At 47.6% G+C, this 16,360-nt stretch carries 12 protein-coding genes; 8 read left to right on the top strand and 4 right to left on the bottom strand.

Annotation, left to right across the window (positions count from 1 at the left end; translation table 11 throughout):
- Positions 1 to 127 precede the first annotated feature (127 nt).
- Complete coding sequence (locus BGP75_RS01140) at positions 128 to 3,013, bottom strand: UvrD-helicase domain-containing protein (protein ID WP_076714180.1); 2,886 nt, start codon at positions 3,011 to 3,013, stop codon at positions 128 to 130.
- Positions 3,014 to 3,375: 362 nt separating this feature from the next.
- Between BGP75_RS01140 and BGP75_RS01135 the strand changes: the two genes are divergently transcribed.
- The 7 genes from BGP75_RS01135 to BGP75_RS01105 all read left to right on the top strand — a co-directional run bounded on the left by BGP75_RS01135 (position 3,376) and on the right by BGP75_RS01105 (position 11,319).
- A complete protein-coding gene (locus BGP75_RS01135; protein WP_076714178.1) occupies positions 3,376 to 3,756 on the top strand; it encodes a YajD family HNH nuclease in 381 nt (126 codons plus the stop codon).
- A gap of 352 nt (positions 3,757 to 4,108) precedes the next feature.
- Positions 4,109 to 5,713 carry a methyl-accepting chemotaxis protein gene (locus BGP75_RS01130; RefSeq protein ID WP_076714176.1) on the top strand — a complete coding sequence of 535 codons (1,605 nt, stop codon included), beginning with the start codon at positions 4,109 to 4,111 and terminating at the stop codon, positions 5,711 to 5,713.
- A 214-nt stretch (positions 5,714 to 5,927) separates the two neighbouring features.
- Positions 5,928 to 6,542, top strand: coding sequence for a guanylate kinase (gmk, locus tag BGP75_RS01125; RefSeq protein WP_076714174.1), 615 nt, complete (start codon positions 5,928 to 5,930; stop codon positions 6,540 to 6,542).
- A 129-nt stretch (positions 6,543 to 6,671) separates the two neighbouring features.
- Positions 6,672 to 6,923, top strand: a complete 252-nt coding sequence (gene rpoZ, locus BGP75_RS01120) for a DNA-directed RNA polymerase subunit omega (RefSeq protein ID WP_076714172.1) — start codon at positions 6,672 to 6,674, stop codon at positions 6,921 to 6,923.
- A 135-nt stretch (positions 6,924 to 7,058) separates the two neighbouring features.
- A complete protein-coding gene (locus tag BGP75_RS01115) occupies positions 7,059 to 9,173 on the top strand; it encodes a bifunctional (p)ppGpp synthetase/guanosine-3',5'-bis(diphosphate) 3'-pyrophosphohydrolase (RefSeq protein ID WP_076714170.1) in 2,115 nt (704 codons plus the stop codon).
- A gap of 81 nt (positions 9,174 to 9,254) precedes the next feature.
- Positions 9,255 to 9,641: a RidA family protein gene (locus BGP75_RS01110; RefSeq protein WP_076714168.1), complete on the top strand. Its 387-nt coding sequence runs from the start codon at positions 9,255 to 9,257 to the stop codon at positions 9,639 to 9,641.
- Positions 9,642 to 10,038: 397 nt separating this feature from the next.
- Entirely contained in the window at positions 10,039 to 11,319 is a 1,281-nt protein-coding gene (locus BGP75_RS01105) for an HDOD domain-containing protein (protein WP_076714166.1), read from the top strand.
- Between the two features lie 144 nt (positions 11,320 to 11,463).
- Here BGP75_RS01105 and BGP75_RS01100 read toward each other — a convergent pair whose 3' ends face one another.
- Positions 11,464 to 13,368, bottom strand: a complete 1,905-nt coding sequence (locus tag BGP75_RS01100; RefSeq protein ID WP_076714164.1) for an ATP-binding cassette domain-containing protein — start codon at positions 13,366 to 13,368, stop codon at positions 11,464 to 11,466.
- Between the two features lie 262 nt (positions 13,369 to 13,630).
- Here BGP75_RS01100 and BGP75_RS01090 point away from each other — a divergent pair, with 262 nt between their 5' ends.
- The gene (locus BGP75_RS01090; RefSeq protein WP_076714160.1) at positions 13,631 to 14,374 is read left to right on the top strand and encodes an FKBP-type peptidyl-prolyl cis-trans isomerase; all 744 of its coding nucleotides are present in this window, start codon (positions 13,631 to 13,633) and stop codon (positions 14,372 to 14,374) included.
- 130 nt (positions 14,375 to 14,504) lie between these two features.
- Here BGP75_RS01090 and BGP75_RS01085 read toward each other — a convergent pair whose 3' ends face one another.
- Together BGP75_RS01085 and BGP75_RS01080 are read right to left on the bottom strand one after the other, a co-directional pair.
- Positions 14,505 to 15,485, bottom strand: coding sequence for a WD40 repeat domain-containing protein (locus BGP75_RS01085; protein WP_076714158.1), 981 nt, complete (start codon positions 15,483 to 15,485; stop codon positions 14,505 to 14,507).
- Positions 15,486 to 15,502: 17 nt separating this feature from the next.
- Complete coding sequence (locus BGP75_RS01080; protein WP_076714156.1) at positions 15,503 to 15,967, bottom strand: Rsd/AlgQ family anti-sigma factor; 465 nt, start codon at positions 15,965 to 15,967, stop codon at positions 15,503 to 15,505.
- Positions 15,968 to 16,360 lie beyond the last annotated feature (393 nt).

The following is a 16,360-nucleotide window of genomic DNA, read 5'->3' as shown; positions in this document are numbered from 1 at the left end:
CAGCCTCAACAACAATGGAGAGTTGAACTTTGGTCGATTAAGTCTCGACTGAATTGATGTGGATCAGGAGCCAGCTGGGTCGAGAAAACCAGGTGCTTGAATTCACTAGCGATCAGCGAGGAGCTGCTTAACGAACCGGATACTCTATCTCAGCTTCAGTGTGCCCGCAGCTTTGCTTCTCTTGCCCGCGATAGTTCTTGCACCCCCAGAACTGGCTTTTAGCCCCTTGGCGTAATGTCATTTCTGCACCACACTCAGGACATACCGGAACCCAATGGCCGCATGCCTCATCCAGGCAAACTTTAAAGCGTTGTTGCCGCTTCATCGCCTGACCACATTGCTGGCAACCTTTTTCAGCATGATTACAACGGGGGTAATTAGAACAACCAAAAAACGTCCCGAATTTACCTTTACGCGGGACCAGTGAACCACTGTTACAGCGTATACAGCTAATTACCGAAAAAAGTTTCTGTGCCAGCGAGGTATTAAACTCCTCTAATTCAATAGGGTATTCCTCATCAAGCAACTCTGTCACAAAGCGTGAGGCAGTTGTCATATCGCAGACCAGATATACACGATGCTTCGCTCGGGTCAACGCAACATAGAACAGCCGCCTTTCTTCAGCAAAGTCATAGCTCTCTGCAGCTGGCAACAACGCTTCAAGTAAAGGATGGGGGACTTTCTCTGAAGGAAAGCCATGCAGTCCCGTCTCAAGACCCAAGATAACAACGTAATCAGCTTCCTTACCCTTGGCAGCATGAAAACTCAGGGTTTCAATCTTTAACGACGGATACGCCTTGTTTAGAGCAACAACCTCATGCGGTTCCGGTAACTTGAACTTAAATCGAGCCATCAGATAAACCCTGCTGCCGGGGTCTGCACGCTTAGCAATTGCAGTTAAACTGTCGCGTATAGACTGCAATGGCTTTTTTTGATCATAGCTTTGTCGTAATAGCGAAACCGCCGGGGACTGAACCTGCCTATGGGTCCTTAGCTGCTTCTTAACCTGGGTTGGATTTTGAGTAATAAAACCTGATGCCACATCACAAATACTGTTATTAAAGCGAAATGTCTTATCCAGCGCCGTTATTGCCGTAGGTCCAAAATACTGTTCAAAGCCTGTTGTCAGACGAACGTCACTACCGGTAAAACGATAAATAGCCTGCCAGTCATCGCCCACACAGAAAAGTGAGCAATCACTGACCGCATCCCTGAGTACTTTGACCAATCGTGCTCGGGGCTCAGATATATCCTGGAACTCATCCACCAGAATAAATCGCCAATAGGGCTTAAAGCGGCCGCTCTGTACGTATTCAATGGCCCTGCCGATCATATCGTCAAAATCAATTTCATTGCGGGAAGCAAGCAGCGCTTGGTATTGATCAAATATTGGCAGCAACAACTTCATCGCTGCCTCAACTTGTTCCGGGTTGGGTGAAGATGCTATTTGTTTTTTCAACTGATCACTATCGAACCAATTAGCCTTAAAACGGCTAAGCAACTGACTCAATACAGCCGAATAAGCGGTAAGCGCTCCAAATTCACGTAAAGTTTCCAACACCGCCTCCTCAGGAAGCGGATCAAATGTCACCTCTTGCGCTTGAAGTTTGGCTTTCAGGTTGTCCAATAAACAACCTTCTCGCTGCTCAAAATGGAAGGATTCAATCAAAGTACTCTGATGGCTTCGATGCAACTCCCGAGTCCAGTGTATTTCTGCATGGTAATCTTCCTGATCGATATAGGGTGCCGTCATTCCATTGCGATCAACAGAAAAATATTCGATATAGATGTCGTAATCCACAAGGTAGAAATCAGGAAGGTAAGCTTTAAAATCCAGGCTTCTGGTTTTAACCTCTTGATAAGGGTGTTCGTAAACATACTCGATCCCCATGAAAAACAACCAGTTAGCAATAAGGCATTGTTCAAAACTCTTTACGGCTTCCCCTTTTAGTGTGCGAATTTCATTAGCCACCAGGTAATCATAGTATTCCCCCTGACTCTGAAATTCGAACGGGGACTTTTCCGGGAACAGATAATACTGAAAGTACTTAATCACAAGCCTGCGGTATTGAGGATCTTTCAACAACTCTTGAAACCAACGATCGACCTGATTGGAAAAGCGCTTCTGGTCTCCCGCCAGCGGCGTAATCCGAGCTTTCCGGCCTTCAACCTTGGTAATTATTTGCTGACCCAATGCGTGAAAAGTCTTGGTCCAGATTTCTTCACCATCCAAACGTTGCTCAATCCGCTCTCGCATCTCTTGTGCAGCTTTGCTGCCAAAGGCAAGCATAAGGATATCTTTGGCTTTACTCTGCCCACTCTGAATCAAGTAAGCAGCACGCCCCACCATAGTGCTGGTTTTTCCGGTACCGGCACCAGCCAGCACTAAGTTGTTGTCTTCATCCACAATACAGGCCCGACACTGCTGCTCAGTCAGTGGATTGGATTCAATGCGGTTAAAAAGTGTCTTATGGCGTGTTTTCTGCTGCTCGACGTACTGATCCTGTAAGAGTTTAATCCCGGCACTATCCAAATTAGCCCATTGCTCTAATAGGACAAAAGGAGCACGTACCCTCTCAGAAACAACTTCACCAGAGGGTGGCGCTCCAACAACGCTAAGGGCTTGTGCGGCCATCTTTGTAATCTTCCGGGCACGGCTGATTCTGAGATAACCGGACTGATCCAAAAAGCGCTTTATCTGTTCTACTGCTTCAAGGGCAGCGTCAGTATGGAAGCCATACCAACCCTTTTCAATAGCCACCTTAAAGGCGGTAGCCGTTTTGCCTGATAGCCAGCTGACAGTGCGCTTTTTACCATCAATGCGAAGAACAACAGCATCAAAAAAGATCCCTTTGTTAACAATAGGGGCGACGGATAACTCTTTCCAGGTAACCCGCGTTTGCGTCGTACCACTGTGTAAAGCAATCCCCTCAGGATTGATAGCGGCCCCCTTCCAGCGATGACCCAGCCACTTCCCTAACCAGTGTGTTTCAATTTTCTGTACATCTGCCAATAGCAAACTTCCTGCTGTATCTAAAGCCAATCAGCTCAGGTTTCTTGTCTTGACGACAACCCGACCATCAAAAGCCGTTAGCCTACCTGTTTGAACGAGCCACATCATCTTGAATTCTGTTTCTTAGTTGTGGTCAGGTTATAAACATAGCTTCCGATGAATAGAGAGCCTTGTATCCTCTCATGCGGACCCATAACTATCTTTTCAAAATTAAAGTACCTTTAACCATTTCCAAGTTGACATATTCTACGCTGAGCAAGATATTATCTTTAACAGACCATGGGGCTGATCAGACTCTATACTCAGGTCAACAGTACAAATACCGATCCACAACGGACCAAAGAATCGTACAGGAGAACAACATGTCCACCAAAAGCACAGGTCCAAACAGCGATAATCTGAAAAAGATCATTGGCCAGGCCCAGCAAAGCCAGGCGGATCGTGAAGCGGGATATCGGGAAAAATCCCTGAAAATGTACCCTTGGGTTTGTGGTCGCTGTGCGCGAGAGTTTACTCGCGCCAACCTGTCCGAATTAACCGTCCATCATCGAGACCACAACCATGACAATAATCCACCAGATGGCAGCAATTGGGAACTGCTATGCCTCTATTGCCATGACAATGAACATAGTCGCTATGTTGATACCGCGGAATACAGTCAGACCGTCGCCGGAGGAGACAAATTGGAAGCGGCGACCAGTCAACCCTTCGCCAATCTGAAAGATTTGTTAAAAGGTAAATAGTTTTTGTTATTGCTATGCAATGGATAAAAGAGTCTCCCTCTCGGCGGCAACTGCCTTTAACGCTGCAATAAGATGACTCTTTCCTATATAAGAGTCATCTAAAAGTACCCTCATACCTCCACTATAAGAGGGAACAGCTCCTATCAAGCAAATCTTCTGCAATCTCCTGATCTTTTGTCCTGATCCCCCAACCCGACATCGAGTCTGGTTAAATACAGATTTGACACTCGTCAATTGCAGCTTGAGTCGGGCAGCGTATAACTCTTCACTTAAACATTCGTTTTAAGTATCGGTTAACGCACTCTACAGAAACAACGCTTAACCCAGCCAAGCGTAGCTTAAGGAAGATCCCATGTACCAGCAAGTCGCCCATTTAATCGACCGAATTCTGCGCTTGATCGGACTTAAGACAATCTCCCGCCAGTTCTCATTTTCTTACTTTTTAATCTTTGTATTTGCCGTAATTACCGCTGTTTCTCTCTATTTTTCCTTGTCTAACGATGCAGCAACAATCAATGAGGCAGGCCGCCAGCGCATGCTCAGTCAGCGGTTGGCAAAAGAAGCAATGATGGTCGTACAAGGCGTTGAGGAAAAAGCGGTTCTGGAGAAAACGATAAAACTGTTCAGTGATTCTCATCTACACCTGATTAATGGCAATCCAGAAAGTGGCATCAGCGCCCCCGCCAACGCTGAAATTCGAAAGCAACTGGAGCATGTGGGACAACTCTGGCAACACTACCAGTCCGCTATATCCAATTATCTCGAAAACCCGAACCAACTTAAGGCAGTGCATGACCAGTCTCCGGTCATTTTGTTAGAAATGAACAAGGCCGTGACCATGATGGCCGCGGACTCCACCCGGTCTGTCCAGAATCAACAAATCCTGGCGTTGGGGATGACCGCCGGTATATTACTACTGGTAGTACTTGGCCGGATGTTTGGACTTGCCTTTATGATGGATCAGATCCTGATTTTAAAGGAGCATCTGATAGCTATTGCGGACGGAGATTTCACCCGAAAGATCGACGTTAAATATAAAGACAACGAAGTGGGCGAAATGTTTTTGGCCTATAACAAAATGCTTTCCCAAGTGGGTGATGTTATTGCCGGAGTGACTGACAAAAGCCGGACGGTACAACAACATGCTGAACAGGTACTTGAGATTGCCATCAGTACCGGTCAGCAAGTTGAGCAGCAGCATTCGGATATCGATCAGGTTGCAACAGCCATGCAGGAAATGAGCGCCACTGTTCTCAATATCGCCGAAAATGCCAACCAGGCAGCAACAGCAGCCAGCACCGCAGACAGAGATGCCAGTAGCGGCCATCAGGTTATGGCCCATACTCACCAAAGCATACTCGGTACCACTAAGGAGCTGGATCAGACCACCGAAATTCTTGTCCAGTTAGAAAAAGAAAGCGCTGCCATCGGTGAATTCTTAGAGGTTATTACCAGCATTGCGGACCAAACCAATCTACTCGCATTAAACGCCGCCATTGAGGCAGCACGAGCAGGCGAACAAGGCAGGGGGTTTGCCGTGGTAGCCGATGAAGTTCGCAATCTTGCTCAACGCACTCAGGACTCTACCCGCCAGATCAACACCATAATCGAACAATTGCAGCACCAGTCACGCAACGCTGTTACGGCTATGAAAAACAGCGCAAGTCGCGCCAAGACCTCAGCAGAATCAGCAACTCAGGCCGAATTGGCACTGACAAGAATTGTTGATGCCATTAGCACCATCAGCAACCAGAATATTCAGATTGCCACAGCTACGGAACAACAGAGTGCTGTAGCAGAAGAAATGAATCAAAATATCGTTCATATTTCTGGGATTGCCAACGACACCAACGAATCCGCCAACATGATGCTCGAATCGATGCAGGAAATAACCAAACAGGTGCAACAGCTGAATCAGCTGATCGCCCGCTTTAAGATCACTCAGGTTGCCGCTTGAATACAAGAGTGCCGAGTACAGGCTGTAGTTTTCCTCACAATGACTTGAGCCTTGGCTGCTGGCTTTGACCTCGGAATGAAATAGCATCGAAGATGGTGTTATTATCCCGGTTATACCCAGTTACCCACCTGTCTTATGGCTAACCATACCAGAGTAGATTGGACAGGCAGGCCCCTTAAGCCAGTAACATTTACAGCAAGAAGACTGATAAGTAATGAGCGTAGGTACCCTATATATCGTTTCGGCTCCTTCCGGTGCAGGTAAAACCAGCCTGGTTAAGCAGCTCCTGGATAGAGACCCTAAAGTTTGCGTTTCTGTTTCCCACACGACCCGCACTGCACGCCCGGGTGAAGTTAACGGTAAGGATTACCATTTTGTTGATCATCAGCGCTTCGATACCATGATCAATCAGGGAGATTTTCTGGAATATGCCGAGGTCTTCACAAATAAATACGGTACCTCTCAACAGTGGGTGAAGGAAACCCTGGCAAAGGATATGGATGTCATCCTGGAAATAGACTGGCAGGGCGCTGAACAGGTAAGAAAGCTGATGCCCGATGCCGTATCCATTTTTATACTCCCCCCCTCACGAAAAGCACTGGAAGAACGCCTGACTAATCGTGGCCAAGACAGCCAGGAAGTGATTGATCACCGAATGCAACAGGCGGTCAGCGAAATGTCCCACTACCATGAATTTGATTATCTGGTCGTTAACGACGATTTCCAGCAGGCCTTAAACGAGTTGGCAGCCATTTTTACCGCAGGACGGCAAAAACTGGACAGACAGCAACCAAGAAGGCAGGAAATGATCAGCGAACTCTTGTCTTAATGGGGGTAGATTCTGTACACTGGCGAGCTGATTTCTATGGGCCTGTTGGATTTTTTGCATTGCAGTAGGATAATGCATCCAACGGGCTTCAAGCTCTATTAGAATACTGAACACCCTTAGAGGTTTAATATGGCCCGTGTAACCGTTGAAGATTGTCTTGAAAATGTCGAAAATCGCTTCGAGCTGATTATGGTTTCGTCCAAACGTGCTCGTCAGCTGGCTACCGGCGGCAAAGAACCAATGGTAGAGTGGGAGAATGACAAGCCCACTGTTGTCGCCCTGCGCGAGATTGCAGAAGGACACATTAACGCAGACATTCTTGTAGATAAGCCGATTGAAATGGAAGCTCTACTGAGTGAAGCACCAGCGGTAGAGAGTTAAGCGCTTAAAACTAAGGTCCTTGTTAAGAAACGCTCTGGTTAAAAGGCTATTCTTAAACACTGCTCTTTGAGAGTAGTCGGCACCTTTTTTGGTTAGCAGGCAACTCTTTGCCATTTCAGTAGGCAGGGAGTTGTGATGCCCACAATATACGATCTTTCTCAACGCCTGACCGATTACCTGGACATTCAGCAGGTCAATCAGGTCAGACGTGCCTATTTTTACGCCGAGCAAGCTCACGACGGGCAACGGCGCAAAAGTGGCGAGCCCTACGTCACCCACCCCCTCGCGGTTGCGTCAATTCTTTCTGAGATGAATATGGATCATCAAAGCCTGATGGCGGCGATGTTGCATGATGTCATTGAAGACACGCAGATCGATAAGGCTGATCTCAGCGATCAATTTGGCGACACCATTACCAGCATCGTTGATGGTGTAAGCAAACTGACTCATTTGCATTTTGAAACCAAAGCCGAGGCTCAGGCCGAAAATTTCCAGAAAATGGTCATGGCAATGGCCGAAGATATCCGCGTGATTCTGGTCAAGCTTGGAGATCGGCTTCACAATATGCGTACGCTTGGCGTCATGCCTCCTGCCAAGCAACGTAGAATCGCCCGGGAAACCCTCGATATATATGCACCTATTGCCAGTCGGCTGGGTATGCACGACATCCATATGGAACTACAGGACCTTGCCTTCCGAGCCTACTACCCGATGCGCTACAAGTACGTCGGACGGGCGGTACAACAGGCTCGCGGCAACCGTTTCGATATGATCGAAAAAATTGAGAAAACTCTCGAAGACTGTCTGGAACGAGAAGGGTTACCCGGTGATATCAAAGGCAGGGAAAAACACCTCTATAGTATCTACCGGAAGATGGTGACACAGAAGAAATCCTTCGCTGAAATCATGGATGTCTTTGCTTTTCGCATCGTCACCGACAAGATTGATACCTGTTACCGCATTCTTGGTGCCGTACATAACCTCTACAAGCCCGTTGCAGGCCGATTTAAAGATTACATAGCGATACCTAAGGCCAACGGTTATCAGTCCCTCCACACCGATCTATTCGGCGCTCGTGATATTACCATTGAGATACAGATCCGCACCGAGGAAATGGAAGCGATTGCCACCCAGGGCATTGCCTCCCATGGCGATTACAAAGCAGGTAAGGATAACGAGGCCAGTTACAACAGAGCCCGCCAATGGGTTCAGGGCCTGCTGGAAATGCAGCGCCAGGCAGGCGACTCAATGGAGTTTATCGAAAACGTCAAGATAGATCTGTTTGCCGATGAGGTTTATGTCTTCACACCTCAAGGACGTATTCTGGAGTTACCCAAGGGGGCAACCCCTGTCGACTTCGCCTATGCAGTCCATACTGATATCGGCAACAGCTGTGTATCCTGTCGCATTAATCGACGCCTGGCACCGCTTAGCACCCCTTTGGAAAGCGGTCAGACTGTAGAGATCATCACCACCCCCAGTGCTCAGCCCAATATGGCCTGGCTCAACTTTGTCACCACCGGTAAAGCCCGAACCAATATCCGCCACTTCCTGAAAACCAAGGAGCAGGGCGAATCCATTGCTTTGGGTAATCGCCTGTTGAATCAGTTCCTGGCAAACTTCGATACAACGGTGGACTCCCTCGACGAAGCGGTATTGAAAGAGTATCTGGATGAAGTCGAACTACTCTCTCTTGACGATCTCCTAAGGGAAATCGGCCTGGGTAATAAAATGGCCTATATGGTCGCACAGCGACTCAAGCCTCGCAGTCACGATGAAACCAAGCAAAAGCTACCTAACCGTCCATCCAACAGACCGCTCTCCATCAGCGGCTCTGAAGGTATGGTTCTGAGTTATGCTCGCTGCTGCCACCCAATCCCAGGGGATATGATAATCGGTCATATCAGCTCTGGTCGAGGCATTGTGGTGCACCGTGACGACTGCCGAAATATCACCGAATTTCAGGATGATCCGAAAAAGTGTGTCTATCTGGATTGGGACAAGGCAGTGGATGACGAATTTGAAGTTAGCCTAAAAGTAGAACTTGCCGCCCAACGAGGAATAATCGCAACACTGGCTACCAAGGCTTCAGCAGTCGGTGCGAATATACACCGAATCGATATCGATGAAAAAGAAGCCCAGATGAGCACTGTACATCTGGATATTTCGGTCAGAAGCAGAATACACTTAGCCCGTGTAATGAAGCGTCTGCGAGCACTCAAATCAGTCTCTAGAATTACCCGGGCTTAAGGATTACCAGACTGGTAGACCTGACAAACGAATTGACCTAATAAATAGAACAACGCCTTACATAGAATAGAAGGATATATGATGAGCAATAGAGCAGTAATTCAGACCGGACAAGCCCCCCAGGCCATCGGCACCTACTCCCAGGCTGTCAAAGTGGGTGACACTGTTTATCTTTCCGGCCAGATTCCACTGAATCCAGAGACCATGGAAATGGTTGAAGGGGGTTTTGAAGCCCAGACAGTGCGTGTTTTTGAAAACCTGAAGGCCGTCTGTGAAGCCAGCGGTGGCAGCTTGCAGCAGATAGTAAAACTGAACATATTTCTGACTGACCTAAGTAACTTTGCTACTGTCAATGAAGTGATGTCTCGCTACTTCACTCAGCCATACCCAGCACGAGCCGCTATTGGTGTGGCCTCACTGCCTAAAGACTCTCTTGTCGAGATGGATGGCGTTCTGGTGGTCGATTAGCGCCCCACAGAACGATACTTATACAGTCAGGACCGTCGACAGCCCTTCGGTCCTTTTGATCTATTCATCAATCTACTCATCAGACTGTCTATCAAATACCAATCAACTCAGCTAATTAACCGCTATTTAATCACTATTTAGCCGCTGTATTGACACAACTCTGTTTGATCCAGAGGTCCTTTTTTCCGGTATATCTGCTAAAGTTTATATAATGATCGCCGATTTGATCTTATGCTCTAATATAATTTCATTTCAAAATTGATATAAACTTCACAATAATTCGTCTTAAAGTATTTAGCCACTAAGGTCTCGGTGCGTTGAGGCCCGTCAAGGCAAGGCGTGAAGTAGCGAGTAGTGTCTAGGAATAACTAGCACTCGATGATGAGAGCCCTATACCATGGTTGATGATCAAACAATTCGAATCTTAATGTTGCACGATTCCCAGGGGAAAATGCTCGTGCTACTCCCCCACAATCAGCTTCTCAACTTGGTAAGCGTGTGGAAAGAAACCGGTCGACACTTACAGCCTTTGACCGCCAATGACTCCAATAAGTTTTTCACTCAGCAAGCTCTAGAAAATGAAGCAGGACTGGCCAAACTGCTGAGCCTGCCAACATTAATGGATAACAGCTGTACCGAAGCCGCAACATTAATACTGTTTGAACCTCATTCAGGCCGTACTTTTGAGATTAACCGACAACTGATCAATCCTGAGGCGATTCGCAGCACCCTGGGACTGACACCAGAGGCAATAGAAGCCAAGCAGCCTCAGGGCGATGATGTAACAGTTATCACTCGAGCCGTAGAAAAGTTTACAGCTTTGCGAATAAAACAACGCTTGGAAGATACCCTGGGCTTGCCAACTCTGCCTCCAACTGCACAGAAGATTATCCAGCTGCGATCCAATCCAACCGCCGGAGTTGACGATCTGGTGCCGATTGTAAAAATGGATCCCAGCCTGTCAGCTCAGGTTATGAGCTGGTCGGCTTCACCTTATTACGCAGCGCCCGGCAGCATTCATTCGATTCAGGACGCCATTGTTCGCGTGCTAGGCTATGATCTCGTCGTCAATCTGGCGCTCGGTATCGCAATGGGGAAAACTTTGACTATCCCCAAAGATACTCCCAGAGGAAGCACTCCTTACTGGCTGCAATCAGTCTACTGTGCAATCCTGGCAGAACGGTTAATCAAGAAGATGCCCCCAGAGAACAGACCGCACCCAGGTCTTGGCTATCTGGCAGGCCTGCTACACAACTTCGGTTACCTTGCCCTGGCGCACATCTTCCCCCCACATTTCTCTCTGGTATCCCGCTACGTTGAGGCTAATCCACACCTCAACCATGAACACATCGAAAAACAGATTATTAATGTGACGCGAGAACAGATAGGTGCCTGGTTAATGGAAACCTGGAACCTGCCAGAAGAAGTTTACCGTGCTATTCGCTATCAGAATGACCTTGAGTATCAGGGCGAACATCGTGAATATGCACTGCTGACTAATCTATGTCTGCGAATTCTTCGCAAGCACAATATCGGGGATGGCCCCTGTGGTGACATTCCAGGTTCTTTGTATGAAGAATTGAATCTGACACCGGAGCAGGTCGAGGAAGTTTTTGATAAGGTCCATCACAAAGAAGAAGACCTTGCTGAAATGACTCGAGTTCTAAAAGCAAGCTAACCCTCCAACCGCCCCTTTCACTGCACAGAAAGGGGCGAAATTCAAACAGGTCAATCTAGCCCATGAAAGTGAGTTCTCACTATCCGGCAGAGATTACAGACCAGATATACACTGAAAGCAGGTAGTCAGCAGATACTGATTTATTTAGTCAGAAAGGGCTTCCAGCTGTTCTGATTGAAGCATCCACTCTTCTTCAACTTCTTCCAACTGCCGGTCAACATTGGCCTGAGCTTGAAGCAGTTCCTTTAATTCGGGCTTGCGGCTGTCTTCATAGATCGCCGGATCTGCTAAACGGGTCTCTAATGATTGCTGCTGTTCATGCAACTGCTCTAACTGTTTTTCCAGCTTAGCTACAGCCTTTCTCAAGGGAGCCAGCTGCTGTCGTCTCTCCGCCTCCAGACGCTTGCGCTCTCGCCTGTCTTGCGCCGACTCTCCCCGATCTTCGGCCTGACTCTGATCAGCAACGATAGGCTCCGGTTTATTCCGACTGCTGAGCCATGCGGCATAATCATCCAGATCTCCTTCATATTCGCTGACAGAACCATCACTGACCAGCAAAAACTGATCGACACAGTTGCTCAATAAATGTCGATCATGAGAAACCAGTATCAACGCTCCCGGAAAGTCCTGTAATGCAAGTGTTAAGGCGTGCCGAACCTCCAGATCCAGGTGGTTAGTTGGCTCATCCATCAGCAGGAGGTTTGGCTGTTGCCAGGCAATTAACGACAGTGCCAGACGAGCTTTTTCTCCACCAGAAAAGTGTCTAACTGTATCTAACGCATCGTCGCCAACAAATCCAAATCCCCCCAGAAAATTGCGAATCTCCTGTTCAGAAGATTTAGGAGACAGCCGTTGTAGATGTAGCAGTGGGCTTGCCTCCAAATCCAAAGCTTCCAACTGGTGCTGAGCAAAGTAGCCAATCCGAAGGTTTTCACCTTCCACCCGATCACCCGACAAAAGTGATTGTTCTCCCACCAGGGATTTGATCAGCGTTGACTTACCCGCTCCATTGGGTCCTAACAATCCAATCCTCATATCCGGCTGCAGGTTCAATGAAACCTTTGAGAGTATCGATGAGGCCCCATAGCCTAAATCAGCTTGGTGAAGGTTCAGCAGAGGATTCGATAATTTTCGCTCGCCATAGAACGTAAAACTGAAGGGGGAATCCACATGGGCAGGAGCAATTTTTTCCATTCGCTCCAATTGTTTTATCCGGCTCTGTGCCTGCTTGGCTTTAGTCGCCTTGGCTTTAAAGCGACGAATAAAACTTTCGATATGGGCAATTTGGTCCTGTTGTTTGATAAAGGAAGCCTGTTGCTGGGCCAAACGCTCAGCACGAAGTAGCTCAAAGGCCGTATAGTTCCCGCGATAAAGGTTGATTTTAGTTCTTTCAATATGAGCGATATGAGTCACAACACGATCAAGAAAGTCACGGTCATGAGAAATCAGCAACAGGGTACCTTCATAGCCCCTGAGCCATTGCTCCAGCCACAGCGCTGCATCCAAGTCCAAGTGGTTGGTCGGTTCGTCCAACAGCAACAGATCAGACCGGCACATCAACGCCTGGGCAAGGTTCAAACGAATTCGCCAACCTCCGGAGAACTCGGATACTGAACGTTGACAATCGATTTGCATAAAACCTAAGCCATGAAGCAACTGCTCTGCTCGCGCTGTCGCCGTATAACCATCAATTGCATCGTATTGAGCGTACAGTTCGCCTAACTTATGGTGCTCTTCCGCTTGTTCTGCCTCAGCAATAGCCTGCTGCAACTGACGCAGTGGCTGATCTCCATCCAGAACATGATCAATGGCACTGCGCTCAAGGACTTCAACCTCCTGAGCCATATGGGCAATTTGCCATCCTTTCGGGATAAAAAGATCGCCGGTATCGTGGTGAAGCTGTCCCAGTATCATTTTGAATAAACTGGACTTACCACTGCCATTAGCGCCAATCACCCCGACCTTCTGGCCCGGGTGAACTCGTAAATCGACCTGTTCTAGCAGCAGTGTCTTTCCACGCTGTAGACTTAATGCTTGTAGCTGAATCATGGCGGCGAAGTTTATCACAGCCGGAACCCAAGGTAGAGTACCGACTGGCTATCGATTTACAGCTATATACCCTCGTCATCCAGGTTATTTTTTCAAACATAGCTCAGATTTTCACAAACCCACGTCAGAACAGCTGATTTTTGCCAGTGACTGGAAATTGCGGGAACTTTCCAGTTAAATGACCCCTCAATAGGTAGGATTCCTATAAGATCCTACCCATACCAAGGATTTGCAGTTCAGTTCCTCCCTATAAGGACACATGATGAAAAAAAAATTGTTGCTCAGCGCCCTGGCTTGCTCACTGGTTACATCCCCTTTAGCATTTGCAGAAATTGATACACTGGACAAAAAAGCCAGCTATCTGACCGGTCTCGAAGCAGGTTCCAGACTGCAGGCGTTGGGATATACTCTCGACCTTGAAGCTTTCCGCCTTGGCATGGAAGAATCTTCCCTTAAATCCAACCGTACTCTTTCTGACGACGAGCTGCGTGCTGCTGTTGCAGAGATCCAACAACTGTTCCAGCAGCGTCAACAAGAGGCTCAGCTCGCCCAGGCAAATGCCAATAAAGAAAAAGGCGAAATGTTTCTAGTAGAAAATGGCAAGAAAGAAGGCATCGTCACGACTGAAAGCGGCCTGCAATACGAAATCCTGTCCAAGGGAACAGGACCGATGCCCAAAGAAACTGACACTGTTCAGGTCCACTATCGTGGCACACTCATCGATGGTACCGAGTTTGATAGCTCCTACAGCCACGGAGGCCCTGCCACATTCCCACTAAACGGTGTCATCAAAGGCTGGACTGAAGGTCTTCAGTTGGTTAATGAAGGAACCAAGGCCAAATTGTATATCCCTGCTGATTTAGCCTACGGCCCAAGCGGTATGGGACCTGTTATTGGACCAAACTCGACATTGGTATTTGAAGTAGAGTTACTTGCCATTAACCCTGAGCCACCTGCAGCTGAAGAACAGGCAGCAACCGAGCCAGAAGCAAAAACTCAGCCGTAACCGATAACACTTTTTAAAATGATCAAAAAAGGGAGGGATACTCAGTATCTCTCCCTTTTTCCGATCACTTATACACTCCACCCTGCCCAACGTTTAATCAGATCAGTATCTGATTAAAAATCAGGCAAAGCTATTTCAACTGATTTATAAAGCCATTGGCAGCCACGGCCGTGTAGCCTCTATTGCTGAAAGCGAGTGCAAAAACAGTCGCACTGGTCGGTCGAAATTTATCACGAAGAAACACCTGCCAGCGCCTCAATTCCTTACCTTCACGCACATCCCACAACTGCACGAGACCGCCTGTATTGCCGGTTAGTAACTGATCACTATTGGGAGAAAAAACTGCTGCGGTGTAACTCAAACGCTTAGCTAAAAAACCTTCGTCACCACTGAGGGTATGAAGAATGTTTCCGCTCTGTGTATCCCAGATAAATGCTCTGTCTAACTGGCTGGCACTGAATGCATAGCGACCACTGGGTGACAAGGCGACTGTATTTACGCTGTTTTCATGCTCGACGGTCTGAAGAAGCTCTCCATTTTGCATATTCCAAAGCTTTGCCAGATTATTATCAGAACCGGTTAGCCCAAGATTACCGTCATCGCTCAAATCCACAGCTCTGACTCGCCCCTGATGGTGCAGCGTCTGCTTTAGACCGCCATTTTTAATGTCAAAGTAAACTGCCGTGTGATCAATCAGACCCAGCAACGCATAACTGCCTTCAGGGGACAGTGCAATATCCAGCACTGCCGCAGGAGAATTCCAAAACCAGTGGGGCTTACCTGTTGAAGTTTCCCAAAGAACCAGGGTTTGCTGGCCAGCAGTTACCGCATATTCGCCGTCGGGAGAAAAGGCTGTCGCAACCAGATCGGTATAACTGCCTTCTTTGTGGTTCCAGTTATACAGACGCTCATGCTGAACGCTGTTCCAAAGGCTACCACCGTGCTGAATAGAACCAACTGCAGCATATCGAGCATCAGCAGAAAGTGCCGCTGTATAGACTCCCTGAACAGCATATTCAACCTGAGTGTCGGGACTATCACCAGAGCTGCAGGCACCAACCAGCACACTTGCCCCGATCACCGCAGCCAAACGGCCAAAGATGCTGCCCATCTCCTCTATCTATCTCCTTAGATGCGATTCTTGTGGGCAGTATGAAGACGCTCAATCAGCTGATCTTCCAGCTCAAAACGCTCTGCCAGCGCTTCACCTAATACTGACAACCTCTCACTAAGATGGACCACATCCTGTACTTTCAGTACCAGCACTTCCGAATACTGATCATTAAAATTAAGAATGGTGTCAGTCGTCGCCCGAATTTTTGGATCCAGATCCTTGGCCAGCTCAATACCACCATCATTAAACTCATCGGCCTCTGCAAGCAAGTGCTCATAGACACCAAAGTGCCAGGAAGATGCATAGTCCACAAGAATCTGACTGAAGCTCCGCAGCATTTCTACCACATCATCTCCAAGTTCTTTCTGAGGTAAGGCTACGAATAATCCCAATAGATCCTGGCGTTCCTGTAACCAACGGTCTATCAGCTCGCTGACCCCTCCCCAGCGCTCTTTGGCACTCTGACATTTTTCAAGCATGCTATACTCCTTCCCAAAACTTCTGTCGAAGCCTTCCTAAATCGGTATATTGTGACAGCACTCGCCGATTTCATCCAGACTCAAACGCTACTGCAAAATTGCTGAGAATCCAATTTTCATCGATCACGCTGATCGAATCAAAACCACCGCATCAAGACAGCAATATTCGCTTAACCGAGATTGGTTTTTTAGCTTCTCTTTGAAGCAATACTATCTCCAAGCAGATCTGGATAGCAACATAAGTATGTCTTCATAAGCTAACAATAAGTATTAATTCAGATTGAAAGCAAAGCTTCGGTTCTCCAGTTAACCACATAGGCTCTGCTAAAAAAGGAACCGAGCCCATCAAGCAACCCCAGCTGTTTGATACAGGTTAGGCAGCATCGGTGATTA

The organism is Motiliproteus sp. MSK22-1 (genome assembly GCF_001968815.1).
In the GTDB taxonomy this organism is placed as follows: Bacteria; Pseudomonadota; Gammaproteobacteria; order Pseudomonadales; family Balneatricaceae; genus Motiliproteus.
Note: the sequence above shows the minus strand (reverse complement) of the source record. Positions and strands in the feature narration are given on the sequence as shown.

Excerpts from the sequence above, each read along its gene's own strand:
- BGP75_RS01080 (WP_076714156.1), bottom strand. The coding sequence starts at position 15,967 with ATGCTTGAAAAATGTCAGAGTGCCAAAGAGCGCTGGGGAGGGGTCAGC.
- BGP75_RS01090 (WP_076714160.1), top strand. The coding sequence starts at position 13,631 with ATGAAAAAAAAATTGTTGCTCAGCGCCCTGGCTTGCTCACTGGTTACA.
- BGP75_RS01100 (WP_076714164.1), bottom strand. The coding sequence starts at position 13,368 with ATGATTCAGCTACAAGCATTAAGTCTACAGCGTGGAAAGACACTGCTG.
- rpoZ (WP_076714172.1), top strand. The coding sequence starts at position 6,672 with ATGGCCCGTGTAACCGTTGAAGATTGTCTTGAAAATGTCGAAAATCGC.
- BGP75_RS01085 (WP_076714158.1), bottom strand. The coding sequence starts at position 15,485 with ATGGGCAGCATCTTTGGCCGTTTGGCTGCGGTGATCGGGGCAAGTGTG.
- BGP75_RS01135 (WP_076714178.1), top strand. The coding sequence starts at position 3,376 with ATGTCCACCAAAAGCACAGGTCCAAACAGCGATAATCTGAAAAAGATC.
- BGP75_RS01130 (WP_076714176.1), top strand. The coding sequence starts at position 4,109 with ATGTACCAGCAAGTCGCCCATTTAATCGACCGAATTCTGCGCTTGATC.
- BGP75_RS01105 (WP_076714166.1), top strand. The coding sequence starts at position 10,039 with ATGGTTGATGATCAAACAATTCGAATCTTAATGTTGCACGATTCCCAG.
- BGP75_RS01110 (WP_076714168.1), top strand. The coding sequence starts at position 9,255 with ATGAGCAATAGAGCAGTAATTCAGACCGGACAAGCCCCCCAGGCCATC.
- BGP75_RS01115 (WP_076714170.1), top strand. The coding sequence starts at position 7,059 with ATGCCCACAATATACGATCTTTCTCAACGCCTGACCGATTACCTGGAC.
- gmk (WP_076714174.1), top strand. The coding sequence starts at position 5,928 with ATGAGCGTAGGTACCCTATATATCGTTTCGGCTCCTTCCGGTGCAGGT.